Source organism: Pontibacter toksunensis (assembly GCF_042686245.1).
In the GTDB taxonomy this organism is placed as follows: domain Bacteria; phylum Bacteroidota; class Bacteroidia; order Cytophagales; family Hymenobacteraceae; genus Pontibacter; species Pontibacter toksunensis.
Genome location: NZ_JBHUOX010000002.1, coordinates 186,056 through 210,367, shown reverse-complemented (window position 1 = coordinate 210,367; position 24,312 = coordinate 186,056). Strand labels below are relative to the sequence as shown.

Annotated in this window: 22 protein-coding genes; 15 read left to right on the top strand and 7 right to left on the bottom strand. The window is 48.3% G+C overall.

Annotated elements, in window-relative coordinates; translation table 11 throughout:
• The first annotated feature begins 33 nt into the window (after positions 1-33).
• The 7 genes from ACFS7Z_RS03750 to ACFS7Z_RS03720 all read left to right on the top strand — a co-directional run bounded on the left by ACFS7Z_RS03750 (position 34) and on the right by ACFS7Z_RS03720 (position 6,925).
• Positions 34-399 carry a response regulator gene (locus ACFS7Z_RS03750; RefSeq protein ID WP_377481130.1) on the top strand — a complete coding sequence of 122 codons (366 nt, stop codon included), beginning with the start codon at positions 34-36 and terminating at the stop codon, positions 397-399.
• A 176-nt stretch (positions 400-575) separates the two neighbouring features.
• The gene (locus tag ACFS7Z_RS03745; protein ID WP_377481127.1) at positions 576-2,228 is read left to right on the top strand and encodes a chemotaxis protein CheA; all 1,653 of its coding nucleotides are present in this window, start codon (positions 576-578) and stop codon (positions 2,226-2,228) included.
• A 77-nt stretch (positions 2,229-2,305) separates the two neighbouring features.
• The gene (locus tag ACFS7Z_RS03740) at positions 2,306-2,953 is read left to right on the top strand and encodes a chemotaxis protein CheC (RefSeq protein ID WP_377481124.1); all 648 of its coding nucleotides are present in this window, start codon (positions 2,306-2,308) and stop codon (positions 2,951-2,953) included.
• Between the two features lie 66 nt (positions 2,954-3,019).
• Positions 3,020-3,820, top strand: a complete 801-nt coding sequence (locus tag ACFS7Z_RS03735; protein WP_377481121.1) for a putative phage abortive infection protein — start codon at positions 3,020-3,022, stop codon at positions 3,818-3,820.
• Positions 3,821-3,982: 162 nt separating this feature from the next.
• A complete protein-coding gene (speE, locus tag ACFS7Z_RS03730; RefSeq protein WP_377481118.1) occupies positions 3,983-5,284 on the top strand; it encodes a polyamine aminopropyltransferase in 1,302 nt (433 codons plus the stop codon).
• Positions 5,285-5,306: 22 nt separating this feature from the next.
• On the top strand, positions 5,307-6,377 hold the full coding sequence (locus ACFS7Z_RS03725; RefSeq protein ID WP_377481114.1) for an agmatinase family protein: 1,071 nt from the start codon (positions 5,307-5,309) through the stop codon (positions 6,375-6,377).
• A gap of 209 nt (positions 6,378-6,586) precedes the next feature.
• A complete protein-coding gene (locus ACFS7Z_RS03720) occupies positions 6,587-6,925 on the top strand; it encodes a phage holin family protein (RefSeq protein ID WP_377481111.1) in 339 nt (112 codons plus the stop codon).
• A gap of 77 nt (positions 6,926-7,002) precedes the next feature.
• Here ACFS7Z_RS03720 and ACFS7Z_RS03715 read toward each other — a convergent pair whose 3' ends face one another.
• Positions 7,003-7,338 carry a four-helix bundle copper-binding protein gene (locus ACFS7Z_RS03715; protein ID WP_377481108.1) on the bottom strand — a complete coding sequence of 112 codons (336 nt, stop codon included), beginning with the start codon at positions 7,336-7,338 and terminating at the stop codon, positions 7,003-7,005.
• A gap of 164 nt (positions 7,339-7,502) precedes the next feature.
• Between ACFS7Z_RS03715 and recQ the strand changes: the two genes are divergently transcribed.
• Positions 7,503-9,644 (top strand): DNA helicase RecQ, encoded by a 2,142-nt coding sequence (recQ, locus tag ACFS7Z_RS03710; RefSeq protein ID WP_377481105.1) that lies wholly within the window; start codon positions 7,503-7,505, stop codon positions 9,642-9,644.
• Positions 9,645-9,718: 74 nt separating this feature from the next.
• Here the strand turns inward: recQ and ACFS7Z_RS03705 are convergent, their stop codons facing one another.
• Positions 9,719-11,242 (bottom strand): S8 family serine peptidase, encoded by a 1,524-nt coding sequence (locus tag ACFS7Z_RS03705; RefSeq protein ID WP_377481102.1) that lies wholly within the window; start codon positions 11,240-11,242, stop codon positions 9,719-9,721.
• Between the two features lie 535 nt (positions 11,243-11,777).
• Here ACFS7Z_RS03705 and ACFS7Z_RS03700 point away from each other — a divergent pair.
• The 3 genes from ACFS7Z_RS03700 (at position 11,778) to ACFS7Z_RS03690 (ending at position 14,352) form a co-directional block, all read left to right on the top strand.
• Complete coding sequence (locus ACFS7Z_RS03700) at positions 11,778-12,566, top strand: XRE family transcriptional regulator (protein ID WP_377481099.1); 789 nt, start codon at positions 11,778-11,780, stop codon at positions 12,564-12,566.
• A gap of 181 nt (positions 12,567-12,747) precedes the next feature.
• A complete protein-coding gene (locus ACFS7Z_RS03695) occupies positions 12,748-13,467 on the top strand; it encodes a pirin family protein (RefSeq protein WP_377481096.1) in 720 nt (239 codons plus the stop codon).
• A 108-nt stretch (positions 13,468-13,575) separates the two neighbouring features.
• The gene (locus ACFS7Z_RS03690; RefSeq protein WP_377481093.1) at positions 13,576-14,352 is read left to right on the top strand and encodes a TIGR02757 family protein; all 777 of its coding nucleotides are present in this window, start codon (positions 13,576-13,578) and stop codon (positions 14,350-14,352) included.
• Between the two features lie 200 nt (positions 14,353-14,552).
• On the opposite strand, the gene ACFS7Z_RS03685 is transcribed toward ACFS7Z_RS03690, so the two are convergent.
• The 4 genes from ACFS7Z_RS03685 to ACFS7Z_RS03670 form a co-directional block, all read right to left on the bottom strand.
• Positions 14,553-15,035: a VOC family protein gene (locus ACFS7Z_RS03685; RefSeq protein WP_377481090.1), complete on the bottom strand. Its 483-nt coding sequence runs from the start codon at positions 15,033-15,035 to the stop codon at positions 14,553-14,555.
• A gap of 109 nt (positions 15,036-15,144) precedes the next feature.
• Complete coding sequence (locus ACFS7Z_RS03680; protein ID WP_377481087.1) at positions 15,145-15,765, bottom strand: HD domain-containing protein; 621 nt, start codon at positions 15,763-15,765, stop codon at positions 15,145-15,147.
• 10 nt (positions 15,766-15,775) lie between these two features.
• Positions 15,776-17,182 (bottom strand): TonB family protein, encoded by a 1,407-nt coding sequence (locus ACFS7Z_RS03675; RefSeq protein ID WP_377481084.1) that lies wholly within the window; start codon positions 17,180-17,182, stop codon positions 15,776-15,778.
• Positions 17,169-17,759 carry an RNA polymerase sigma factor gene (locus ACFS7Z_RS03670; protein ID WP_377481742.1) on the bottom strand — a complete coding sequence of 197 codons (591 nt, stop codon included), beginning with the start codon at positions 17,757-17,759 and terminating at the stop codon, positions 17,169-17,171. The genes ACFS7Z_RS03675 and ACFS7Z_RS03670 overlap by 14 nt, the downstream gene beginning before the upstream one ends.
• Positions 17,760-17,880: 121 nt before the next feature.
• On the opposite strand from ACFS7Z_RS03670, the gene ACFS7Z_RS03665 reads away from it, so the two are divergent.
• The 4 genes from ACFS7Z_RS03665 (at position 17,881) to ACFS7Z_RS03650 (ending at position 23,146) form a co-directional block, all read left to right on the top strand.
• A complete protein-coding gene (locus ACFS7Z_RS03665) occupies positions 17,881-19,764 on the top strand; it encodes a vWA domain-containing protein (protein ID WP_377481081.1) in 1,884 nt (627 codons plus the stop codon).
• A 203-nt stretch (positions 19,765-19,967) separates the two neighbouring features.
• Positions 19,968-20,432, top strand: coding sequence for a DUF1569 domain-containing protein (locus tag ACFS7Z_RS03660; RefSeq protein ID WP_377481077.1), 465 nt, complete (start codon positions 19,968-19,970; stop codon positions 20,430-20,432).
• Positions 20,429-22,360, top strand: coding sequence for a tetratricopeptide repeat protein (locus ACFS7Z_RS03655; protein ID WP_377481074.1), 1,932 nt, complete (start codon positions 20,429-20,431; stop codon positions 22,358-22,360). Before ACFS7Z_RS03660 ends, ACFS7Z_RS03655 begins: the two co-directional genes overlap by 4 nt.
• A 21-nt stretch (positions 22,361-22,381) precedes the next feature.
• On the top strand, positions 22,382-23,146 hold the full coding sequence (locus ACFS7Z_RS03650) for a DUF4184 family protein (protein WP_377481071.1): 765 nt from the start codon (positions 22,382-22,384) through the stop codon (positions 23,144-23,146).
• Positions 23,147-23,171: 25 nt separating this feature from the next.
• Here the strand turns inward: ACFS7Z_RS03650 and ACFS7Z_RS03645 are convergent, their stop codons facing one another.
• Positions 23,172-24,110 (bottom strand): ribokinase, encoded by a 939-nt coding sequence (locus tag ACFS7Z_RS03645; protein WP_377481068.1) that lies wholly within the window; start codon positions 24,108-24,110, stop codon positions 23,172-23,174.
• Positions 24,111-24,312 lie beyond the last annotated feature (202 nt).

The window sequence follows — 24,312 nt, the reverse complement described above, 5'->3', positions numbered from 1 at the left end:
TCAGAAATTTTAAAACCTACAATTGAAAAGAGTATGAAGAGAATATTAATAGTAGATGACTCCTTCTACATGCGAACCTTGCTGAAAAACATGCTGTCGGATGCCGGTTATGAGGTTGTAGGAGAGGCTCCCAACGGACAGACGGCGCTGGAACTGGCAAAGGAAACTAAGCCCGACCTGATTACGCTGGATGTTATTCTGCCGGATAATACAGGACTGGATGTGCTGAAAGGTATAAAAGCAGAGCAGCCCGACATGAAAGTCATTATTGTAAGCGCTGTGGGGCAGGAAGTAATTGTGAATGAGGCGATGGAGTATGGCGCAAAGTCCTACATCGTGAAACCATTTTCAGAAGAGAAAGTGCTGGAAGTGGTGAGTAAAGTCTTGTCTGAAGACTAACAGCACACAGAACACACAGGAAAAAAAATAACTCTTTTGCAGGCAGAATTCCAGTATATAGCTTTTTACAGCTGATGGCTGGGGCAGACACAAGAGAGCAGTACACAGCAGCCAGTGTATCCTTTTGGATAATTGTGTGGCAGAAAGTATTTGGTCAGTTTACCTGACAGCGTAACATGAAATCGAGAGAACAAGAGTATAAAGAAATATTTATTGCCGAGGCGCTGGAGTATTTCGATGCTCTGAACAGGCATATCAGCACACTGGAGAAACAGCCGGACGACGAACAGACGCTGGCTGAGATATTCCGTTTGCTGCATAACATGAAGGCCAACTCAAAGGCAATCGGGTATCTCCAGATTTCAGATGTTTCGCATAAGCTGGAGACGGCATTTAGCCTTATCCGCAGCAAAGAGCTGGCGTTTAGCGATGAAGTGGTTACCGTGTTGTTCGATGGTATCGACATGCTGGGCGACCTCATCACAAACATCGACAGGGACGACGGGGCAGAGCCGGACCCGGTGCTGCTGCGCAACCTCGATATCATCGTCGAGAATTTATCGGACAATGCAATAGAGCTGGCTAAGGTGCAGAAGTATAACACTTCTAAAAACCTGTCGCTGTCGGAGCTGGTGTATATCCAGATCAAAAAGCTGGACCACATGATGAATCTGGTGGGGGAGCTGATCATAGACCGCGATCGCATTCTATCCATCAGCAAAGACATGGGCAACGATGAGCTGAAGACCGTCAGTTCGCACCTCTACCGCATCACAGAAGACCTGCAGTACAGCGTGATGGATGCACGCCTGGTAAACATCGGGTCGCTCTTCAATAAGTTTCCGCGCATAGTTCGCGACATTGCTGCAGCAGAAAAAAAAGAGGTTGACCTGGAATTAATTGGCCAGAACATACAGATCGACCGTAATATCCTTCAAATCATGACAGACTCGCTGCTGCACCTGGTCCGGAATGCGGTGACACACGGGCTGGAGACGCCGGCAGAGCGCGAGAAGAAAGGAAAGCCGCCTGTAGGACACCTAATTCTGAGCGCAAAAAGTGACCGGGAAAATGTGCTGATAGAGTTAGCGGATGATGGGAGGGGGATGGACTTCAACCTGATCAAGCGCACTGCGGTGGAGCGGAACCTGGTAACGGCGGAAGCAGCCGAGGGCCTTACGGAAGCAGAGATTCTGACGTTCCTGTTTGAGCCTGGTTTCTCTACTGCCAAAGAAGTAACCGAGTTCTCAGGACGCGGTGTGGGGCTGGACGTGGTAAAGAACGCGATTGACTCCATTGGTGGCCGGCTAATGGTAAGGTCGGAGAAAGGCGCCGGAACCGCATTCAAGATGCAGCTGCCAACATCCATTGCGGTGAAGGGAGCATTGCTGTTTGAGGTAGACGAGATTTTCTACGCTATTCCGCTCATACACACAGAGCAGGTAATAGCGCTGGATAAAGATGAGATACACGAGGTAGGCGATGTGATGATTGCTGACTTGAAAGGAGAAGCTATCACGGTAGTATACCTGCACGAGCTGCTGAATACTGATGAGGCACAGATGCGGTTGGGTGATAAAAGCAGGCTAAAAGGGCAGGTGCAGAATATTGTGGTGGTGTCTTACAACAATAGAAAACTGGGTTTAATTGTAGATAAGTTATACAGGCAGCAGGATATAGTGGTAAAAGCCATGAGCGAGCCACTCGACCGGATTGACCTGTACGGCGGGGTAACCCTGCTGGGATCAGGTAAAGTATGCCTGGTGCTGGATGTGCCGGCTACCACGCGTTATTTTATAAACAGGAGGCAGGCACAGGAGCATGTTTAAAATCAGTTTCCCGATGGTATAAAGTAAGTTTTAAGCATGCTATAAAGCAGGGAAGCTAAAATTACTAAGGCGACAAAATGATGATGGAACCTCATATAACAGAGTTAGAGAGAGATATAATCAAGGAGATCCTGAATATCGGGCTGGCCCGTGCAGCAGATTCTTTTGCTGCCATCGCCAAAGACAGGGTGTTGCTGAAAGTGCCGGATATCACGCTTATAGAGGTAAAGGACCTCCTCAGCCTGGTGTCAAGATATGAGGATACCCACATTATCATTCAGTCTGACGTAAAAGGTGAGTTCAACGGAGCAACCCTGATGCTTTTCTCTGATGATCACATTGCCCGGCTGTCTGAAATCTGCCTCAGCATGCTGGAGGTGCAGAAAGGGGAACTGACTGTAATGCAGGAGTCCCTGCTGCTGGAGATCAGCAACATTATTACGGGAGCCCTTGTCACGCAGCTTGCTAACATCCTCAAGGCCAATATCTACGGGTCGCCGCCCAAGGCCCCCAAAAGCCACATTGCAGATTCCCTGAAAGGTATACTCGTGCAGCACCCGCTGTTTCAGCCACTCGTGTTCACCGTTATCACACAGTTCACCCACAACTCCAAAAGCGTGGAGTTGCCGCTGCTGCTGTTCTTCGACACCAACACCCTGCTGAAAATGCTGGATACTATCCGCACGTTTGAGCTTGGTAAAAATAATTTAACGGAAACCGATTAGAGATTATAGCAGTAAGTGTAGCTGAATAGAAAGCTATACCTGCCCTTCTGAATGCCAAAAATAAAAATGAATCTAAGCCGGTACGAGATTACCGGTTACGTCCTGATAGCAGCCGGAGCCATCGTGCTGATATGGGGAACCCTAAAATTTAACCTCATCCGGGAACTGTATGCAGCCCCGGCCGAAAGGGAAGGAGGAGTTTTCGGCGAATATGGGGAGTTTATAGGTGGTATTGTCGGCTCCCTTTGGGCGCTTGCCGGGGTCTTCCTATTCTTTGCAACCCTCACTTACCAAAAGCGGGAATTTGAGCTGCAGCGCTTCGAGCTGCACAAGACCCAGAAAATATTCCAGCAGCAGAACTTCTCCACGCTTTACATCAGCTTTATTAACAAGCACAACGACATCATCGACTCGCTCACGGCATACGATATAAACAAGAGCGAGCGCAAGGGTACAAACTTCTTCGTTTTCTTCCAGGAGAAAGTGCTCTCTTCTTTTATCCAGAAAGTACGGGATATGGAACCGCAGCAGAAGACAGAGGAGGCGCTCTTCAGTGTTTTCCGCGATTATTTTACCTACCATTTCTCTTTCTACCAGAACAGCCTGGACCCATACCTTAAAAACCTGAGCGTGCTGTTCAAGCTTATCCAGCGCTACCGCTCCGAAACGCATGATAAAGGCGAATACTACAGCTTTATCACCAAAGCCAGCTTTACCCAATCCGAACTCTTCCTGATTTACCACGTGGCGCAGTTTAACCTGCTTAAGGAGTTTAATGCCTTCAACGATGCCTTTGATGTTTTCGAGGATTTGCAGGAAGAAGACAAGGTAAACGCTGTTGTGCAGAAAGAGCTGTACAGGGGCTAAGGCCTTAACTAAGAGCAGCACGTGAGGGAGTATAAACGTATAAAGAATTAACACATTGGAGAACAATGTAGTATACGGCTGTACTGATGTTTCATTTTTGATACGAACAGCAGATTTCGTTTTTTTGCCTTCATATCAGTTTTCAACCTTTCATACCCATTGATGAACGCGCTAGGCAGACACATTTTAGTTGAATTTTACGATTGCTCCCCTGACCTGATGAACGATGTGATGCACATCGAGAACAGCATGGTTGCCGCTGCCGAAACAGCCGGTGCCACTGTCATCAACAGTACGTTCCACCACTTTTCGCCCTATGGCGTTTCCGGTGTAGTGGTGATACAGGAAAGCCATCTGGCCATACATACCTGGCCGGAGTATGGGTACGCCGCCGTCGATCTTTTCACGTGTGGTGATTCTGTTGACCCGTGGGTATCTTATAACTACCTGAAGGAAGCTTTCGAGTCCGGGCACGGGTCCTCCATGGAACTGCGGCGCGGGCAATTAAGTTTGCTGAAGCGCACAGACTTCAACCTGGATTCCCTGCGCAGCCTGCCGCCTAAAACAGTAGAGGCGGATGGTGCTATAACGCGGGATGTATGGTTTACGGAGCGCGACGAGAACATTGCCCTGTCGCTGAAGCACTCTGGCAGGCAGTTGTATAAAAAAGACTCGCCTTACCAGCGCGTGGAGATCTATGAAACACTTGCCTACGGCAACATGCTGACGCTGGACGGGATGGTGATGTGCACGCAGAAAGATGAGTCTGTGTACCATGAGATGATCACTCACGTGCCGATGTTCAGCCATACCAAAGCAAAACGTGCCTTAGTGGTTGGCGGTGGTGACGGTGGTACCGTGCGGGAACTGTTGCACCACGAACAACTGGAAGAGGTGACTCTGGTAGAGATAGATGAGCTCGTGATAGAGGCCTGCAAACTGCACCTGTCAGAAACAGCCGTTGCTTTCGGCAATCCGCGCCTGAACCTGCTCGTGGAAGATGGCATCAAGTATATCAACGACTGCGAAGATGGCCGCTATGACCTCATCATCATTGACTCTGCTGACCCCGTTGGGCCGGGAGAGGGCTTGTTTACCGCCGAGTTCTACAGTGAAGTATACCGTTGCCTGACACCTGATGGGGTTATGGTAACGCAGTCGGAGTCGCCGCGCTTTAACAGCGGCGTGTTTGTAGAGATCTACAATACCTATAAGCAGATTTTCGGACAGGACAAGGTGCATTGCTATTTGGCAGCCATTCCTACCTATCCAACTGGAACATGGAGCTTCTCTTATTCCTCAAAAGGAGAGGCACACCCGCTGCGTTTTGATAAGGAGACAGCAGCCAGGTTCTCTCAGGAGCAAGGCTTGAAATACTATAATGAAGAAATCCATGCCGCAGCTTTTGCGCTTCCTAACTTTGTAAAGGAGCTGCTGGTAAAAGGAACTGAAAATACAATCTAAAAACACTCTGCAGAACCAACAGATGAATAGTAAAGAGCAAAAGATAGCCAGCTTCGATCCGAACGGAGTCGGTGATAGCAGCGGAGGCCTGTTTGGCCTTCCTTTCACAATCGAGGAATCCGAAGTAGTGATCATTCCTACGCCATGGGAGGTAACGGTGTCTTACAGTGCCGGTACCGCACAGGGACCGCAGGCAGTGAAAGAAGCCTCGCCGCAGCTGGATTTATATGAACCTCATATAAAGGATGCCTGGAAGTTGGGTATCGCTATGGAGGAAATCTCGGAGGAATGGACTGCTACAAGCGAAGTGCTGCGTGATAAAGCTGAGGCTTACATCAACTGGCTTGAAGCCGGGAGCCCGGAAGAAGGGAAAGAGCAGTTCGAAAACCTTCCTGATGAGGTAACCCAGAAGGGAGAGGAGTTCCTGCAGTGGCTGAAGCAAAAGTCCCTAAATTACCTGGAGCAGGGCAAACTGGTTGGCGTAGTAGGCGGCGACCACAGCACCCCCCTTGGCCTGATGCATGCGCTGGCAGAGAAGCACGAAGAGTATGGCATCCTGCAGATAGATGCACACGCTGACCTGCGGGATGCGTATGAAGGCTTTGAGTACTCGCATGCCTCCATCATGTTCAACGCCCTGAAACTGCCACAGGTAAAGAAGCTGGTGCAGGTAGGCATCCGGGACCTGGCACAGTCTGAGGCGGAGCTGGCAGAGCAGTCGAATGGCCGCGTGACTATCTTCTATGATGCGAAAATGAAGGAAAAGATGTTTGAAGGCGACAGCTGGAAGAAAGAGTGTAAGAAGATTATAGCGCAGCTACCGCAGAAGGTGTACATCAGTTTTGACATCGACGGCCTGGATCCGAAGCTGTGCCCGGGAACAGGGACACCGGTGCCAGGCGGGCTGGAGTTTGAACAGGCGATGTTCCTTGTCAAGCAACTAGTAAAATCTGGACGCGAGATTATCGGGTTTGACCTGTGTGAGGTAGCGCCCGGCGACACGGAGTGGAACGGTAACGTGGGTGCACGTGTGCTTTTGAAGCTGTGTAATATGATGGCTGCATCTAACAACCGCCTGGAAGCGCAGTTCTAGCTTCAACTTGAACGCTACGTTTATTTTATGCGCTGCAAGGCTTGTAGTGCTCCAAATCTAAAGAGTAAACATAAACCCTCCCAGGCCTCCAAACCTGTGAGGGTTTATGTTTTATACTGCCCGAAAGAATCGGCGGAGGTTATCTTTATGTTTCCTGTACCGTAAGCAAAGCACAAGAATAACGACTTCAGAAACATTAAAAACAAACTATGGGATTAATCATAAAACTTCTTATTGTAGTAGCGGCCTCATTATTTGCATCATACGTATTGCCCGGCGTGCATATAACAGGATTTGTGTCGGCTTTAATACTCGCCCTAGTACTTGCTGTATTAAATGCCATTGTACGGCCTATACTGGTTTTCCTGACCATTCCGGTAACTATTTTAACCCTTGGCTTATTCCTGCTGGTGATTAACGCTTTGATTATCATGTTGGCTGGCGCCATTGTGCCAGGGTTTACTGTAGACGGTTTCCTTTGGGCATTGCTGTTCAGCTTAGTCTTGTCTATCACTACCGCTGTGTTGGATTTGATATTCGGGAGGTAAGCAATTATACCTATATAAAACAGGCGAGGCCGGCAAATACTGCCGGCCTCGCCTGTTTTATCATAACTCGAAAGGACTTATTTCTTTTGCATCCACTCCTCGCAGGCGTCTGCGCACTCTTCGCAGGCATCTGCACACTTCTGGCAGTGGTCATGGTCATGCTTGCGGCATTCTTCAGCACACAGGCGGCATATCTCAATACACTCCTTCATTACATGCTTGGCATGGTTAGAGTTGCGGGCGACAAACTGGGCAGTTAAAAGACAGATATCGGCACAGTCGCGGTCCAGCATAATGCAGCGCACCATCATTTTTACATTGTCTTCCTGCAGGCATAAAGTAGCGCAGGTTTCACAGGCTGTCATGCATTTTACCAGTACGTGCTCTAAGTTGTTTGTTATTTCGGATTTCATAGCTTTTGGTTTAGTTAACTCATTCTTTGTAATTAGATACGGGTGTAGGGAAGCATGGTTTTTTTAGCAACTGCTGCACTGCCTCTGAGCCTGCAGATGCAGAAAATATTGGCTACCTTTGTAGCCTGAATCAAGGCTGACACAAAGCGTTAGGATACAAAGACATGGCAACGATACGAGAGGCGAGGGAAGCACTGAAACTGTACTTTGGTTACGAGCAGTTCCGGCCGATGCAGGAGCAGATAATTACCGGCTTATTAGAGAAAAAGGACGTGGTGGTGCTGATGCCTACAGGTGGAGGTAAGTCAGTGTGCTACCAGGTTCCGGCGGTGGTGCAGCCGGGAATATGTGTGGTGATATCGCCGCTTATCGCCCTGATGAAAGACCAGGTGGAGGCGTTGCTGGCAAATGGTATACCGGCGGCCTACATCAACAGCTCTCAAAACGCAGAGCAACAGTACCAGATTGAAAACCAGTGCCTGGAAGGTAAACTGAAGCTGTTGTATGTATCACCGGAGAAGCTTCTGTCAGCCGGCTTCTTCTCCTTCCTGAGCCGCGTAAAAATCTCTTTATTTGCCGTGGATGAGGCGCACTGTATCTCCGCCTGGGGCCATGATTTCAGACCAGAGTATACTCAGCTAAAAGCCCTGAAGCAGCAGTTTCCTGACATACCGGTCGTGGCCCTGACAGCTACCGCCGACAGGCTCACGCAGAAAGACATTCAGGAGCAACTGTACCTGCAAAACCCGGAAGTCTTTGTGGCCTCCTTCGACAGGCCGAACATCAACCTGATGGTGAAGCCGGGGCGGGACAGGTTTAATAAGATTACAGAGTTTATCAGCAACCGGCCAAAGCAACCGGGCATTATCTACTGCCTCAGCCGGAAGGGAACGGAGTCGATGGCCATAAAGCTGAAGCAGAACGGCTTTAACGCCACGTTTTACCATGCCGGGATGACGGCTCCGCAGCGGGCGAAGGCGCAGGAGGCTTTTCTGAAGGACGATGTACACATTGTCTGTGCCACCGTCGCTTTCGGTATGGGCATCGATAAATCGAATGTGCGGTGGGTGATCCACTATAACCTGCCGAAGAACATAGAAGGGTATTACCAGGAAATTGGCCGTGCCGGGCGTGATGGCGCCAAAGCGGATGCGCTCCTGTTTTACTCCTTTGCCGATGTGATGAACATGCGCAACATGCTGCAGGAGAACGAAAGCGATAAAAAGCAGACAGAACTGCAACTGGTAAAGCTGGAGCGTATGCAGCAGTTTGCCGAAGCCGCCGCCTGCCGCCGCCGCATCCTGCTGCAGTACTTCGGAGAAACCATGCAGAAGAACTGCGGCAACTGCGACATCTGCCGGAACCCACCTACCACGTTCGACGGGACACTACTTGTGCAGAAAGCATTATCCGCAATCGCCCGTACGCAGGAGCGAGCCAACATGGGCCTGCTGGTAGATGTGCTCCGGGGCGCCCGCAACAGCCAGGTGATGCAGGCTGGTTTTGATAAGATAAAGACCTATGGTGCCGGCCGGGATGTGAATACGCTGGACTGGCACCGCTACCTGCACCAGATGCTGAACAGCGGACTGGTGGAGATGGCCTATGACCAGGGCTATACCTTAAAACTGACGGAGCAAAGCCGAAAAGTGCTGTTTGAAGGAAAGCAGGTTCACCTGGTGAAGTTTGAGGAGGTGAAGCAGGCAGAGGAAGCAGCCGCCAGGCCGCGTCCGAAAAGAGAGCTTATCAAAGATGCCCTTTTTGACAGGCTTCGTGCGCTACGAAAGCGACTGGCTGACGAGATGGGAGTGCCGCCTTATGTTGTCTTTACGGATAGCACACTGCAGGAAATGGCAGCTGAGAGGCCGACCAACAGAATATCCATGCTGGCAATATCCGGGGTAGGCGCACAAAAGTACGACCGTTTCGGCGATGCCTTCATCACTGAGATCATCGACTTCATAAACGAGGAGCAGGCAAAGGGCACGAAACTAAAGGGAGCCACCCATCTTTCTACGTTCGAGCTGTTGCAGCAGGGTAAAACTGTAGAGCAGATTTCTAAAGAGCGTAACCTAAACCCAGTGACTATATATTCACACCTGGCCACCCTCTATGAGCAGGGGTATCAGGTGGACATGACAAAGTATGTCACAAAGCAGGAGTACAAAGCCATTGCCGTCGCCATCGCCAAACATGGTACAGAGGCCAAGCTAAAGGATCTGTTTGAGGCGCTCGGAGAACAGTATGACTACTATAAAATCCGGCTGGCCGTATCCATCTATAAGAAACAGAATAGCTGGGCGTAAGAGAACACCCATTACAACAAAAGGCTGCCCTTTATGAGCAGCCTTTCCTGTTGTAAGGGGTGTTTGGATTAAGTTTATCTCACAGATGCAATAGGGTCGGGTGTATTGTCTTTGTCGCCGGTGATAGTGCCTTGTGAGGGCACAGTGCCCCTTAGCAAGAGCACGCCTGCCACATGTGGTGCAGCCATGGATGTTCCGGAGGCGCCGCCGCCGATGCTACCGCCTTTTGTCGTAACGGTCACATTCACACCAGGAGCCGCAACATCCACGGAGGTACCATAGTTTGATCTTTCCCAAAGGCGGTTGAAGTTGTCGATAGCAGACACGGTATAAACACCCGGGGCGTCTACGCGTGCTGGAGAAGTCTCGTAGCAGTCTACACCGCTGTTTCCGGCTGCAATGGCGAACAAAATACCCTTGGCCGCTGCTGCTTTAACGGCATTATCTAAAGTTGTAGACATACCGCTGCCCAGGCTCATATTTACCACATCACCCGGCCTTGCATTGTTGCTGATGTGTAATACAGCATTGATAGCTCTTGAGAGTGTTCCTGCGCCAGCATCGTCAAATACCCGAAGGGCAACAATAGTAGCATTGGATGCTACGCCTACCATGCCGGAGCCATTGTTCTTTGCAGCTATAATGCCGGCAACCGAAGTGCCATGGCCGTAGCCATCTTCCACGGATGGGTTCTGATAGATAAGGGAGATGCTTCTGTTCAGGTCCACGTTCAGGTCCGGGTGGTCTGTGTCTATGCCTGAGTCAATGATCCATACCGTTTTGCCCGTCCCGTCGCCGTAGCCAACACGCTCAATATTCCATGGAACAAGTTCACCAGCTAGAGGTGTGATAGTAGCAAAAGCAGGCTGTGTCGGTGCTGTTGGTACAGCAGGAGCAGGTTGAGAGGGCACAGGAGCAGGTTCTGTCGGCGCAGGTGCGGCAGGCGCTGGTTCTGCCGTTTCAGGCTCGGTCGGAGTGGGCTCAGCAGGCGCAGGTACTGCTGGAACTGGTTCTGCCGGAGCAGGTGCACTCTTTACAGGTTCTGTTGAAACGGGTTCTGTCGGCGCTGGAGCAGAATCTGTGGGGCCTGAAGGACGATCCGCTACCGCCGGTCTGGTTTTCCCGTTGTTACCCTTTGTCGTGTCGCCAGCCTTGGTGGAGATAACGCTGGAGGCTTTTCCCAAGAATACGTGACGGTCTTGTTCTACATAGGCTACTTCAGAGCGCTTGCGGAGTGTCGCCAACTGCTCTGGTGTCAGTCTTGCAGCAAACCCCCTGATCCCACCTTCATACTCTTGGGTTACGTCAGCAGCGTCTATACCAGATACTGCATACAGCTTCCGGCGCATCTTCAGGTCTGAGGAATTTATAGCAGAAAGCTCTCCCGCCTTGCCTGAGGTGACTGGTGTATTGCTGTTTTTGAACACAACTATGTATTGTCCCTCAATTACCTCGCTTCGGCTGAATCCATCGTTGGTGACAGGTGAGGAGAACTGGTCTTCCAGGAGTTCCTCTTGCTGGCAACCTGAAGTTAGAGCTAGCACAGAAGCCAGCGCAACAAAGGAAAAGGATTTTCTAAGGGTGCTTGTTATTAGCATAACAGACAATTATTTATGGGTGTGTTTTTTAAGCCTGGCACTCTGTGATAAAGCTGTTATCTGTTTCTATGCGTAGCAACTTTTTGAAGACGTTCACTGGAATTCCCTGGAAATAATCTTCTTTTAATAAAAAACCTATAGACATACCACTCCCGCATTAGGAGAGAAGATCCTTCTGATAGAAGAATATCACCCTTATGTATAGGATTTAACTGCGATATATTAGGAAAAGGTTATTTAACTGGCTTATTGCATATCTCAAATAATAGCGATATTTAATATTGTAAATGTAGTGCATTTAAAGCCAATGAACCTAATATATAACTGGTGAGGTTACAATATAATGTTGTATTTTTCGAAGTATTTTTGACTTGTTTTAAGTGTATCGTTTTTTAAGTTAGCAAAGGGAAGTACAATTTTAGATATTTTAGCAAAAACTGCTAAGATAATTAGTAATTTAAAAGAGCGTTTAGTATTTTTACGAATGTGTGGCGAAGTAGCCACAAGAGAGTCATGAACTAAAGCTTAGGCTATTATGCAACTGGTAACTTTGAACATCAGGCATTTGCGCAAGGGCGCTGGATATACCCAGGCGCAGTTGGCAGAGAAATTAGATATCAAGCGCTCGCTGGTGGGTGCTTATGAGGAGGGTAGAGCAGAACCAAAGCTGAGCACACTGGTAAATGTCGCAAAGCTTTTTGATGTTTCGCTTGACGAACTTATCACCGCAGATCTCACGAAAGGCGGTGCCAGAGCCGTGGCTGCTGATGGACAGGTAAAGACTACCGGCGGCAATATGCGTGTGCTGGCCATTACTGTAAACGAAGAGGAGAAAGAGAACATAGAACTGGTTCCCTATAAGGCCAGTGCCGGTTACCTGAATGGGTATGCTGATGCTGAGTTTATAGAAGATCTGCCGCGCTTTCGTTTACCGATGCTGGGCAACACCGGTACATTTCGGGCTTTTGAGATAAGCGGCGATTCCATGCTGCCGATTGCCTCCGGAACTGTTATTGTGGGGCGTTATGTAGAAGACTGGAACACGATAAAGGACGGTACGCCCTGCATTATTGTGAGCCAGAAAGAAGGAGTGGTGTTTAAGCGGGTGTTCAACAAAATCAAAGATACAGCCGTGCTTCACCTGCACTCCGACAATCCGGTGTACTCTCCTTACGAGGTGCATGTGGAAGATGTGGTGGAGATTTGGGAAGCGAAATCCTATATAAGTTCTACTTTCCCGATTGCCGACCTGTCGCTGGATAAGCTTTCCTCTATTGTGCTTGACCTTCAGAAAGAAGTACAAAAGCTAAAAAAGGTAGACTAAAGCTCCTGAAAATTCAATTGATGCCTGATACTGCATGTACGTGCGGTATCAGGCTTTTTTTATGCCTGTTGCTGCGGCAATAGCTTATTTGTTAACAAGAAATAACAATATGCGTAAAGCCATATCAAAGCCCGGAGCGAAAAACGCTCGTTTGCATACTATATACTACCAGAAAAAAACTATGATTACACTGATAACCGCCGCCGAGCGTCACAATGCCGAAGTAGGAGACTGGCTTAAGTCAACTTACCTTTTATCCTTTGCCGATTACTACGACCCAAAAAACGTAGAGTATGGCCCCTTGCGCGTGTTTAACGAGGATATCATTAAGCCTCATGCTGGCTTTCCTTCTCACCCGCATGCGGAGATGGAGATTGTGAATGTTGTGCTGGATGGTGAGCTTACTTATAAAGATGACCTGGGGCATGAAGTAACTGCGAAGGCAGGTAGTGTGCAACGCATTACGGCCGGTACAGGTATCAATGTAAGCGCAACCAACAACACGGATAACCCGCTTCATGTTTTCCAGCTGTGGTTTCTGCCAAACAAGCGGGGTTTAGCTCCTTCTTATGAGCACATGTCGCTGGACTTCCTGGACACCAGCAATGACCTTGTGCCTTTGGTAACAGGCCAGAAGGTGCTGGAAAATGTAACCTACATGAACTCTAACTCCACTGTCTATTACGGTAGCCTGGGGCAGGGCGAGAACTATGACTTTAAAACCTTTAAGATACGCAAAACGCTTATTTACGTGATAGACGGAAGTATGCTTGTGAACAACATGGAGGTAGACAAGAACGACCAGGTACGGTTAGAATTCCTGGATGTGGTTTCCTTACATGGCAGGGCCGATGCCAGATTCCTGCTTATTGATGTGCCAGCAGCAGAGGCAAACTACTAAAGCAAATTTCAAAGGTATAGCTGCTGCTTGCAGAGGTATACCTTTTTTAGATTTTACAGACACCACAATTCATAGCAGCCTGTGCAAACATGCTGCTATTTTTTTACCATGTATAAAGATCTATCTTCCATTAAAGCCTTGCTTGATGATCGGGTTGAGAAGTATAACCAGCCTGCATTTATTCCCAACGACCCTGTCTCCATTCCGCACCGCTTCTCTAAAAAACAGGATATAGAAATTAGCGGTTTCTTTGCGGCCATACTGGCGTGGGGGCAGCGTAAGACCATCATCAACAATTGCCTGAAGCTGATGGACCTGATGGATAATGCGCCCCATGCGTTTATTTTGCACCACCAGGAGCAGGACCTGCAGCGCCTCTTAGGTTTCAAGCACCGCACGTTCAACGATACCGACCTGCTATACCTGATCTACTTTTTTCAGCAGTACTACCGGCAACACGATACCCTGGAAACAGCTTTTACAGGGAAACAAAATGAGTATAAAACCCAAAAAGAAAGGCTGGAGCACTTCCATAACCTGGTATTTAGCCTGGAGGATGCGCCACAGCGTACGCGCAAGCATATTGCCACTCCTGCCCGTAATTCAGCATGCAAGCGCCTGAACATGTACCTGCGCTGGATGGTGCGGAAAGACAATGCAGGCGTAGACTTCGGCTTGTGGGACACCATGCAAATGAGTGACCTGGTATGCCCCTGCGATGTGCACGTGGAGCGGGTGGCCCGCCGCTTGGGCCTTATCACGCGTAAGGGCATGGATTGGGAAACAGCCGCGGAGTTAACAAATCACCTCAAAGCCTTTGACCCGCAAGACCCGGTAAAGTATGATTATGCACTATTTGGGCTGGGAATAGAGGAGAAATTTTAAAGGTATGCTTTCAGTCTCAGCGGGACGGGAATATGATAGGAACAGAGGGGAAAAGCTCCCCGCCATCGGAGCGACCTGTTGCTTACGTTGACAGCTGGCTTTGATGGAGGAAATAATGCTAATAGCCCAACAGAAATGTACAGGACGTTCAGCTGGGACAAAAGCCCTTGTATAGCCTAAACTGTATGAAGGCTGGAGCGCTATTTTCTTACGGAGGTGTCATTATTTACTTCTATCCAATGGCCGTCCGGATCTTGGAAGTACACTTGCTTTACACCGTCCACACGTACTGTTGGTGCTTTGGCTGTACCTGGCCAGTTGGTGTAGGTTACCTGTTGCTTGTCTAGGTTGTCGATGAAGTCCTCAATTGAGTTAACGCTAAAACAGAGGTGGTCATTTTTATCACGCTTTATATTCTGCTCTGCCCCCTGAATCAGGTGTAACTGGCCAGCGGGGCCAAGTGTAAACCAGGTATGGCGGCCATCTTTGAAGGGCTCTGGAATCTGCTTCAGCTGTAACACGTTCTCATAGAAAGCAGTGCTCTTCTCCAGGTTGTGCACATACATGGCAATATGGTTCAGGGCTATGGTTGGGGCATTATCTGCTTTTTTAGTCTGCGCACCTGCGGCATGAAACGAAAGACTAAATATAACTAAGAAGACGAATCTGAATATGTTTTTCATAAAGCGGTGTATTTCAGAATAAATGAAGGTACAGATAATATACGTAAATAGTAAGACAGACTCTAACAAACAGGAACATCGAGAATAGTATGAAAAGGCTATAGCATTTTCAATAGGAATCAAGTTCCTGCTGCAGGTTTTGCCTTGCCTGTGCTTCCAGTTTGTCCTGGAAAAGCGCTGTCAGATAAATGGAAGGCCGATTCAGGAAATGCTGCAGCACTTTTTTACGGCCATTGTTGTAAAGCAGGTCAGGGTATAGGCTGTATTCTTTTCTTATTTGCTGGCTGTACGCGGCGTAATTCTCCCAATCAGCACCCAGAATAGACAAGTCAAAGTCTACGAGTAAGTTTATGTCTTCTTCCTGATGCAGTTGATGTGTTCTTGTGGCTAAAATCATCACCTGCACCATATCTATCTCTTCTTGCGGAACATGCAGTTCCTTTAGCCTTTCAGTTGCCAGTGCTGCACTTCTTTCCTCATTGTCACTTCGGGTTGTTTTGTAGACGATGTCGTGGTAGAAAACAGCAAAGCGAACTAGATTTATTTCCCTGATAAAGCTTTGATGCTCTTTAGTTAGATGCAGAAGGTTTGCAATATGCGTGAGGTTGTGGTAATACCGGCCACTGGCAGTATAACTCCGGTGTAGCTCTTCCCATAGCTTCTGCACCAGGTGCACATCAGTTGTATATTCTGAGGCTAATGCACTCCACTGGCTTTCCAAACTTTGCATATTGAAGATCTTACTGTTTGAACTGCACTGAAACCTTTACCTGCTGCGGAATCGGGTTTCCTGCCTGTGTTGCAGGATGCCAGGCAGGGCCTTCTTTTACTAAACGAACAGCTTCGGCGTCGCAGGCGGGGCAGAGGCTGTTCAGCACCTTCACCTCGCTTATTTTACCCGAGGCCGTAACGGTGAAGCCCACCACCACTCTTCCATGCTCGCCCTCAGTATCTGCCGTAATACGGAGGTTCTCTTTCAGGTACTTTCTATAAGCTTTTCGGCCGGACGCAGGTTTGGCGGCTACTACAGCAGGGGGCTCACTTGCCGTAGCAGTGCTATACCCTGTCACCACCACTTCGCTTAGTGCCTTGTTATCCGGCGACAGGTTCACATCGATGGTGGCGGTGCTTTCCGCTACGGCTTTTTCTGCGGAAGCAAAGCCGATGTATTGAAATAGGAGCGTTGGCTTTTTGCCAGTTACAGGTAAAACATAATTACCTGCAGCATCCGTTGTAGTGCCGGTGCCGGTGCCCTTGAGTTGTACCGTTACCCCCGGCAGCGGCTGCCCATCCTCCGACAATACCTGACCTGACACGACCCTTCCCGCTGCATCGTTTTCTCTTAAAGTGCTAAGCCCCCGTATGGCAATGCCCGGAGCTTTGCCTTGTAGCGACCTGGCTACACTGGTGCTCTCCGGTGCGATAGAAAGCGCATCTGCTTTTATAGTCGGTACTGACGCTGTAGCAGAAACTTTACTGTCTGCTACAGCGGGGGACGCTACAACAATAGAGGGTGTGTCTATTTTTTGGAGCGCTTCTATGGTATAGCGTTCATCTTCTTCTAAGATCTCCTCATCCATTACTTCCTTCTCTACAACGCTATTCACTGTTTCTCTATCAAGGTTAGTAATAGGCGGCACGTTCCTTTTCGAAACAACAGTGGGTGGTGGCGCAGACGCAATATTTTCTCTTTCTGATTCACCGGCTGAATCTGGTATTTCAGTGAGTATATCAGGAGCAGCAGGGAGAGATAAATCCATAGCCCTATCTATTTCCTGCTCTGCTGCAATTGTGTTTTCTTCCTGCGTTAGTCTGTTGTAATTATAGTATACCACCAAAAAAGAAGCGCATAGCAATAACAAGACTGCTGCTGCTATTTGCCATGCCGGAACAACCGCTTCCTTTCTTTCCTGCTTTGTTTTTCCTGCTATGCTTTGGTTGATGTCTCCTACAGCCGCCTTGGTTTCGTCAGCACCTGATAAAGTCATTCCTTCTAGCACGTCAGCACATAGCTCACAAGCCAGCAGGTGCTTTTCCACCTGGTGGCTGAGGTCAGGTGGCAGTACATCCTCCTGGTACTGCCGCAGCAGTTCCATCGAAGGGTGTTCTCCTTCCTCCGGAAGTATGTGGTGCTTATCGTGCTGCATGGTGCTTCTCCATGTAAATTTTAAGGTTTCTTTTCCCGTTCTGGATATAGCTTTTTACTTTGTTTAGCTCGCATCCGGTGAGGGTGGCAATCTCTTTATAACTTTTCTGCTGCAGGTAAAACAGCTCCACACATTCCCGTTGCTCCGGGGGCAGGGCTGCTAGCCCCTTCATCAACGCTTCTTCGTCCTGTTCCAGTTCTGCTACTTCTGTAAGATGGGAAGTAGCTTCATTTTCCATAAAAGATGCGTTCGTTTCTTCCTGTTTTATGCTTTCCTGTTTCTTCTTTGACCGCAGCTGCATCAGGCAGTGGTTTTTGGTGGTAACGTGCAGCCAACTCTTAAAATTAGAGATATCGTGTTTCAGTAGTGCCGTAGCGAGGTATTCAAACAGCTGCATGGTGGCATCTTTGCTTTCCTCTTCGTCCTTCAGGTATTTCATACACACTAGGTAGACCATGTCTGTGTGCCGCTGAAACAAATCCCCCAGGTGCTCCATGTCTCCAGACTCCCTGTAAAGGCGCACCAGCTCCAGGTCGTCCGGAGGCGGCTTTGAGTTAGAGAAAAGCTTGAGAAACATGGGCAGCATAGTGGCAGACTGTTTCTTAAAGAAAAGGAAAAAGCAGGAGAAAAAAATGTGAAAGTTTTTTATGGAAAAGTGAGAGACACTGCATCATGAAAGAAACTAAAACACGATAACCATGAAAAAAACGATCTGCATGTTGCTGCTGGCCCTCTTGTTTGTAGGGCTGCGCGCTGAGGCACAGGAAAGAACAGTAGCCGGCACTGTACGGGATGCTGCCACCAATGCGGCCCTACCCGGAGTGACCGTTACGATAAAAGGAACTAGCAGAGGCGCTGCCACCGATGAATTCGGGAAGTATACCATCAAAGTGCCTGACGATAAGGCGACGCTTGTTTTCGACTATATCGGGTATGAGCAAAAGGAGGTGAAGGTAGGAAAGCGGCAGGTGGTGGATGTGCAACTGAAACCTGACAACCAGGTACTGCAAGAAGTGGTGGTCGCGGGCTACGGAACAGAACGGAAAGTGCGGTTTCGGGGAAATACAACGATACAGGGAGTCGCTAGCGGGGTGAATGTACAAAGAGCACCTGTTTCTATGGCTGATGCAGAAGTCCTCAGACACAACACCGAGAACTATAACTACATCAAAGAAAGTACTTTCAAGGATGCAAAAAAGGCCCCGCTCTCAACCTTTTCTATTGACGTGGATAAGGCCTCCTATAGTAATGTGCGTCGTTTCCTGAACAATGGGCAGAAGCCACCCGTTGATGCAGTACGCATAGAAGAAATGATCAACTATTTTTCATATGATTATCCGCAGCCAACAGGTGATGCACCTTTCTCTGTGATAACAGAGTTATCTGAATGTCCCTGGAATAAGGAGAACCAACTGCTGCACATCGGGCTGCAGGGCAAAGCCATTCCAACAGAAAACTTGCCTGCCGCGAACCTGGTGTTCCTGATTGATGTATCAGGGTCGATGGACACTCCAGATAAGTTGCCACTCGTTAAATCAGGCTTCAAGCTGCTGGTAGACCAGTTGCGGCCACAGGACAAAGTAGCTATTGTAGTATATGCGGGAGCTGCCGGTATGGTATTACCTTCCACTCCGGGCAACAACAAAGACAAAATAATGCAGCCTATAGAGATGCTGGAGGCAGGTGGTTCTACGGCAGGCGGGGCAGGCATTAACCTGGCGTATGCCTTGGCGCAGGAGCAGTTTGTAAAGGGCGGTAACAACAGGGTGATTCTGGCTACCGACGGTGACTTTAATGTTGGTATCAGCAGCGACAGTGAACTAACCCGGCTGATTGAAAAGAAGCGGGATACAGGTATCTACCTGACCGTGCTCGGCTTCGGCACCGGCAACCTGAAAGACTCCCGCATGGAGCAACTTACTGACAAAGGCAACGGGAATTATGCGTATGTAGACAACATACTGGAAGCGAAGAAGGTGTTTGTGAACGAGTTTGGCGGCACGCTTTTCACTATTGCCAAAGACGTAAAGCTGCAACTGGAGTTCAATCCTGCCAAAGTAAAGGCGTACCGACTGATTGGGTATGAAAACCGCGCCCTGCAGGACGAGGACTTCAATGATGATAAAAAAGATGCCGGAGAGTTAGGTTCAGGCCATACCGTAACGGCGCTTTATGAGATAGTGCCCGCCAACGCAAAGAATTCTGATACAGCCACAGGTAAGGTGGACGACCTGAAGTACCAGGAAACTAAATTAAGTGCCGGGGCCGCTGCAACAGATGAACTCCTGACGCTGAAGCTGCGCTACAAAGATCCGGAAAGCAGCCAGAGCAAGCTTATCACCTCCACTGTTTCAACGAAAGCAGTTCCTGCAAATACTACTTCCGACGATTTTCGTTTCTCCGCTGCTGTGGCTGCCTTCGGCATGCTGCTCCGCGACTCGGAGTTTAAAGGCAGTGCCACTTATGCACAGGTACTGGAATTAGCGGAGGGTGCCTTGGGAGAAGACAAAGAAGGCTATCGTGCAGAGTTTGTCCGTCTGGTTAAATCTAAAAACCTTTTAAGCGATATTAGTAAGAGGTAGTTTGTTATAATTTATAGTCAACTGTGCCCCTGCAGCGTAACTAGAACACCGGATTTTTTGCTGCAGGAGCATATAAAACTCTTATAAAATTTATGACAGAATGTGAAAAATATATTATATTTTAGGACTACAAATCATTTTGTTTTTTGAAAGGTACCAATTCTCAGTCAACGCGATTTATTGGCTAAAAATATCTTTTTCAGATGAAGCATAGCATTTTTGAACCTGAGGTAAAACCGCTGCTTTTCGAACGGGTGGATAGGCTAAGCACCGATATGAAAGGAAAGTGGGGCAAGCTGACAGCCACACAAATGATTCGTCACCTTGCAGAGGCAAACCGCATGGCTTTTGAAGAGATACCGATGCCTGACAGGAGTAATATGTTAACTCGCACCCTGTTTAAGTGGATGTTTTTGAGCAACATTAAACCTCCGGGACGCGAAAAGGGAAAGATTCAGACTTTTCCGGAGGTAGATGTGGTCGCATTAGGTATACCCGTCGAGGACATAGAATCTGAAAAGAAAAGATATAAAGCCACCGTAGAACGCATTATCAACACACCTGCCTTGAATAAAAGTCATACTGCCTTTGGCAAAATGAGCAGAGACGACTGGGGATATCTGGCGTATGCGCATGCTGATTATCACCTGACACAATTTGGCGTGTGAGCGCAATATCCGAAAGTACTCAACTTCTGGAAGAGCAACTGCGAAACTCCGAGGATACAGTTGCAAAAGTTGACCTATTAAACCGCCTTTCTTATGAACTCCGGCATACGGATACATCTTTGTCACTGCAAAGAAGCAATGAAGCCATTGTGCTTGCGGATGAGGCAGCCTATGAAAAAGGGTTAGCCGAAGCTTACCTGAACCAGGGCTTTGCCGAAATGGTGCTGGCTAACTATAGTGCGGCCCTACAGATAATCAGTAAAGCTTCCGGCATATTTGATGAGCTGCATGATAAACAGGGGCAGGGACGTGCATTGTATAATTTAGGTACCATATTCAGAAGTATAGGTGATTACAATCAGGCACTGGAGTCCTTTCAGCAAAGCCTTCTGTTACGGCAGTCTGTTGGTGATAAGGAAGGCGAGGCAAGATGCCTCATGCAATTAGGCTATATCAGTATTCAATTTGGCAACTACAACGAAGCCGCTGCATACTATTCCAGGAGCTTAGGAATCAGTAAGCAGCTAAATGACCAAGCTGGAGTTGGTGCTGTTTTGGGAGGCCTCGCTATAATAGAGCAAAAACAGCAGCAGTACGAGCAGGCAGAAGTGCATTTTCTTGAAAGCCTGGCTATACGGAAGGAGATAGGGGAAGTGCATGGGTGGCTGGTATCGATGAACTACCTTGGTGATTTGTACACAGGCATGAACAGGCTCCGTGAAGCGGAAGCACTTTTTTCTGAGGCGTTAGCTCAGGCAAAGCAACATTCTAATCCGTTTCCGGCTAATTACTGCCGTTTGTGCACCAGCATGGCGAAGGTTTACATGGTAACGGAAAGGTTTGAAGAAGCCATCGCTTACCTGAAGCAAGCCCTGTCCACTGCTATCGGTGCAAACCTGAAATACCAGATTCATGATGTATACTTTGCATTATCGGAAGTATATAAAAGGACTGGAAATTTTGAGCAGGCTTTGATTTACTATGAGCAGTTCCACCTCAACAAGGAAGAAGTCATTAACCTTTCTGCCAGTGCAAAACTGAAGAACCTGGAGCTCTCCAGCCAGATAGAAGCTGAGAAAAAAGCAGCGGAAATACATCGCCTCCGCCACATAGAGCTTAAGAAAACATACGACCAGCTGCAGAATACGCAGCAGCAGTTGATACAGGCTGAAAAAATGGCGTCGCTGGGTGAACTTACTGCCGGTGTTGCGCATGAAATACAAAACCCCCTGAACTTTGTGAACAACTTTTCGGAGGTAAGTCTGGAGTTGATAGAGGAACTGCAGGAAGAAAGGCAGAAGGAGTCGGGAAATGCCGGGGTAGAAGCAGAAATCATCACGGTTCTGCAGCAGAATTTGACGAAGATACGCCACCACGGAAAAAGAGCCGATAGCATTGTAAAGGATATGCTCGAGCACTCCAGGGCATCAGGTGGGGAAAAGCAGCCGGTGGAGCTGAATGCTTTAGCTGATGAATACTTGCGCCTGTCGTACCATGGCTTTCGGGCGAAGGATAAAAGCTTTGCCGCTAAACTGACAACACATTTTGATGAGCACCTGGGCAAAGTGAATGTGGTACCACAGGGTATGGGTCGGGTGCTGCTCAACCTCTACAACAATGCCTTTTATGCTACCCAGAAAAAGCTCAGGCAAACTGAGAACGGTTATCTACCGGAACTGTTAGTGCGCACTGCCCATAAGAATGGCCAGGTTGAAATCACAGTAAGAGACAACGGTGCTGGCATTCCCAAAGAAGTACAGGACAAAATCTACCAGCCTTTTTTCACCACAAAGCCAACCGGACAAGGTACCGGGCTCGGCCTCTCCATCAGCTACGACATTATTACCAAAGGCCATGGGGGAGAAATACATGTTGCGTCTGAGGAAGGGGAATTCACTGAATTTACGCTGCTGCTACCCCTGGTGTAATACTTCCCGTATAGCTACCTGATGCCGTTTACCTTTTCTCATCCTGCCATCGCTCTTCCCCTGAAGGCTCTAAAGCCAGAGTGGTTTTCCACAACCGGTTTGGTGGTGGGTAGCATTGCACCGGACTTTGTTTATTTCCTGAAGATGGGAGGCAGCGCTGACTTTGGCCATACCCTGGCTGGAATATTTATACTTGACATCCCGCTTTCTTTTTTTATCGCCCTCGCTTTTCATCTTTGGGCCCGAAACGTTCTGATACTGCATTTCCCTGCTCCTCTGGATAAGAAGTACAGTGATTTCTTGCCTTATGACTTTCTGAGTTATCTAAAGAGACACTGGTTTTTGTTTCTGGTCTCTTCTGTTGCAGGTATTTTATCGCACTTGTTCTGGGACGACTTTACAAAGCCAGATGGTTTTGTGTATTATATATCTCCCTCTTTTTTCTCTCAGAAGATACACATTGGTCCTGTCGTCACACCGCTCCATATGCTGATCGAAAGGGCCGGGTCAGTTTTAGGACTTCTCTTCCTGATATGGGTGATATGGCGAAAGAAGCAGCCTTCCCTAACATTCACTCCGTTTTCGCTAAGGCGGAAGGTTGTCTTCTGGTTGAGTCTCTTTGTTTCTGCTGCCATTGTTACGGCTGTAAAGCTGCTGCTGGACAAGGAAGGTGATTCCATTAGCTATTATGTCGTGGTGCTTACAAGCGCAGGTGTGCTTTCCCTTGCCTTTGTTACGATAATGGCCTACGTGCTGGGCCAACTGGTAAAGAAAGGCAAAGCCTGACCGGAGAGATACGGTAGCAGGTTTGCTACAAATCAAACTCAGCCATTTTTCTTTCTATGGTTGCTTTGTCGGGGTATGCTGGCTGCGACCCATAGGTTTCTGTAGCAAGCGACGACGCGGTGACAGCAAAGCGCAAGGCATCTGAGGCCTCCTGACCATCCCAGAGCGCAAAGGTGAGTGCACCGGCAAACGCATCTCCGGCACCCGTTGTGTCTGTTACCGCTACATTCGGTGCCGGAACAAAGTGCTGCTCGTCTTCTGAAAGCATTACATAGCCTTCTTTTCCCAATTTTATGATGACGTTGCGTGCACCTTTCTCCTGAATAGCCTTACATGCCCTGAAGCCATCCTCCTTGTTCTTTATTTTGAATCCCACTATTGCTTCAGCTTCAGATTTATTCGGTGTTAAGAAATCTGCAGTTTCATAGTATTCCTCCTCAAGGGCATCGGTGGGGGAAGGATCCAGAACTACCGTAAAACCTCTTTTCTTTGCTGCTTTAAGCGCTTGCTTTACCACAACAGCGGGTATTTCCAAGTCCACGGACAGCACAGAGTTATTCGGCGCCTCTGAAATAGCCTGCTTCACCAGTTCAGGCCCTTCCTGCTCCCAGTTCTGATTTACGTTGGCAGAGAGAATAATAGTTTTCTTACCGTCAGAGCGCACCACAATCATTGAAAGCCCGGTGTGCTCCCCTTGTATTGGCTTTACATGCTCCAGGTTAACACCTATCTCTTCTAATGGACGCAGCGCACCCTTGGCTTCGTGGTCGTCTCCTGTGCGGGCCAGTAACAGAGCAGGCGCTCCCAGTTTGCGAGCCAGGAATGCGCGGTTGGCCGCCTTACCGCCTCCTAACGTCATGAACTCCTGCGCTAAGAGAGTTTCTCCAGGTTCAGGCCAGCGTTCGGTTCTCACTTGTATGTCTTTGTTTATGCTTCCTAATGAAAGGATCAATGCTTCCTTCATGTGTTCCAGTTTGTTTCCAATCGTTTCATTGTCATTATGTATTTCTGATACGGAAACTTTAGCTGATATGACGTTTGCTAATTAGCTTGATGATGTGGCAAAGCACCTGTTTTATAGATTCGCTAGAACCGCTGGAGGAACTTTAGACATGGAACACAGTCAAAAAAACGTTGAATTTGAAAGTTTTACACTTTTATACAGT

Coding starts and splice junctions, on each gene's coding strand:
- ACFS7Z_RS03695 (WP_377481096.1), top strand. CDS start 12,748: ATGATTACACTGATAACCGCCGCCGAGCGTCACAATGCCGAAGTAGGA.
- ACFS7Z_RS03740 (WP_377481124.1), top strand. CDS start 2,306: ATGATGATGGAACCTCATATAACAGAGTTAGAGAGAGATATAATCAAG.
- ACFS7Z_RS03705 (WP_377481102.1), bottom strand. CDS start 11,242: ATGCTAATAACAAGCACCCTTAGAAAATCCTTTTCCTTTGTTGCGCTG.
- ACFS7Z_RS03675 (WP_377481084.1), bottom strand. CDS start 17,182: ATGCAGCACGATAAGCACCACATACTTCCGGAGGAAGGAGAACACCCT.
- ACFS7Z_RS03750 (WP_377481130.1), top strand. CDS start 34: ATGAAGAGAATATTAATAGTAGATGACTCCTTCTACATGCGAACCTTG.
- ACFS7Z_RS03735 (WP_377481121.1), top strand. CDS start 3,020: ATGAATCTAAGCCGGTACGAGATTACCGGTTACGTCCTGATAGCAGCC.
- ACFS7Z_RS03725 (WP_377481114.1), top strand. CDS start 5,307: ATGAATAGTAAAGAGCAAAAGATAGCCAGCTTCGATCCGAACGGAGTC.
- ACFS7Z_RS03685 (WP_377481090.1), bottom strand. CDS start 15,035: ATGAAAAACATATTCAGATTCGTCTTCTTAGTTATATTTAGTCTTTCG.
- ACFS7Z_RS03700 (WP_377481099.1), top strand. CDS start 11,778: ATGCAACTGGTAACTTTGAACATCAGGCATTTGCGCAAGGGCGCTGGA.
- ACFS7Z_RS03665 (WP_377481081.1), top strand. CDS start 17,881: ATGAAAAAAACGATCTGCATGTTGCTGCTGGCCCTCTTGTTTGTAGGG.
- ACFS7Z_RS03720 (WP_377481111.1), top strand. CDS start 6,587: ATGGGATTAATCATAAAACTTCTTATTGTAGTAGCGGCCTCATTATTT.
- ACFS7Z_RS03715 (WP_377481108.1), bottom strand. CDS start 7,338: ATGAAATCCGAAATAACAAACAACTTAGAGCACGTACTGGTAAAATGC.
- ACFS7Z_RS03690 (WP_377481093.1), top strand. CDS start 13,576: ATGTATAAAGATCTATCTTCCATTAAAGCCTTGCTTGATGATCGGGTT.
- ACFS7Z_RS03745 (WP_377481127.1), top strand. CDS start 576: ATGAAATCGAGAGAACAAGAGTATAAAGAAATATTTATTGCCGAGGCG.
- ACFS7Z_RS03680 (WP_377481087.1), bottom strand. CDS start 15,765: ATGCAAAGTTTGGAAAGCCAGTGGAGTGCATTAGCCTCAGAATATACA.
- ACFS7Z_RS03650 (WP_377481071.1), top strand. CDS start 22,382: ATGCCGTTTACCTTTTCTCATCCTGCCATCGCTCTTCCCCTGAAGGCT.
- ACFS7Z_RS03660 (WP_377481077.1), top strand. CDS start 19,968: ATGAAGCATAGCATTTTTGAACCTGAGGTAAAACCGCTGCTTTTCGAA.
- ACFS7Z_RS03670 (WP_377481742.1), bottom strand. CDS start 17,759: ATGTTTCTCAAGCTTTTCTCTAACTCAAAGCCGCCTCCGGACGACCTG.
- recQ (WP_377481105.1), top strand. CDS start 7,503: ATGGCAACGATACGAGAGGCGAGGGAAGCACTGAAACTGTACTTTGGT.
- speE (WP_377481118.1), top strand. CDS start 3,983: ATGAACGCGCTAGGCAGACACATTTTAGTTGAATTTTACGATTGCTCC.
- ACFS7Z_RS03645 (WP_377481068.1), bottom strand. CDS start 24,110: ATGAAGGAAGCATTGATCCTTTCATTAGGAAGCATAAACAAAGACATA.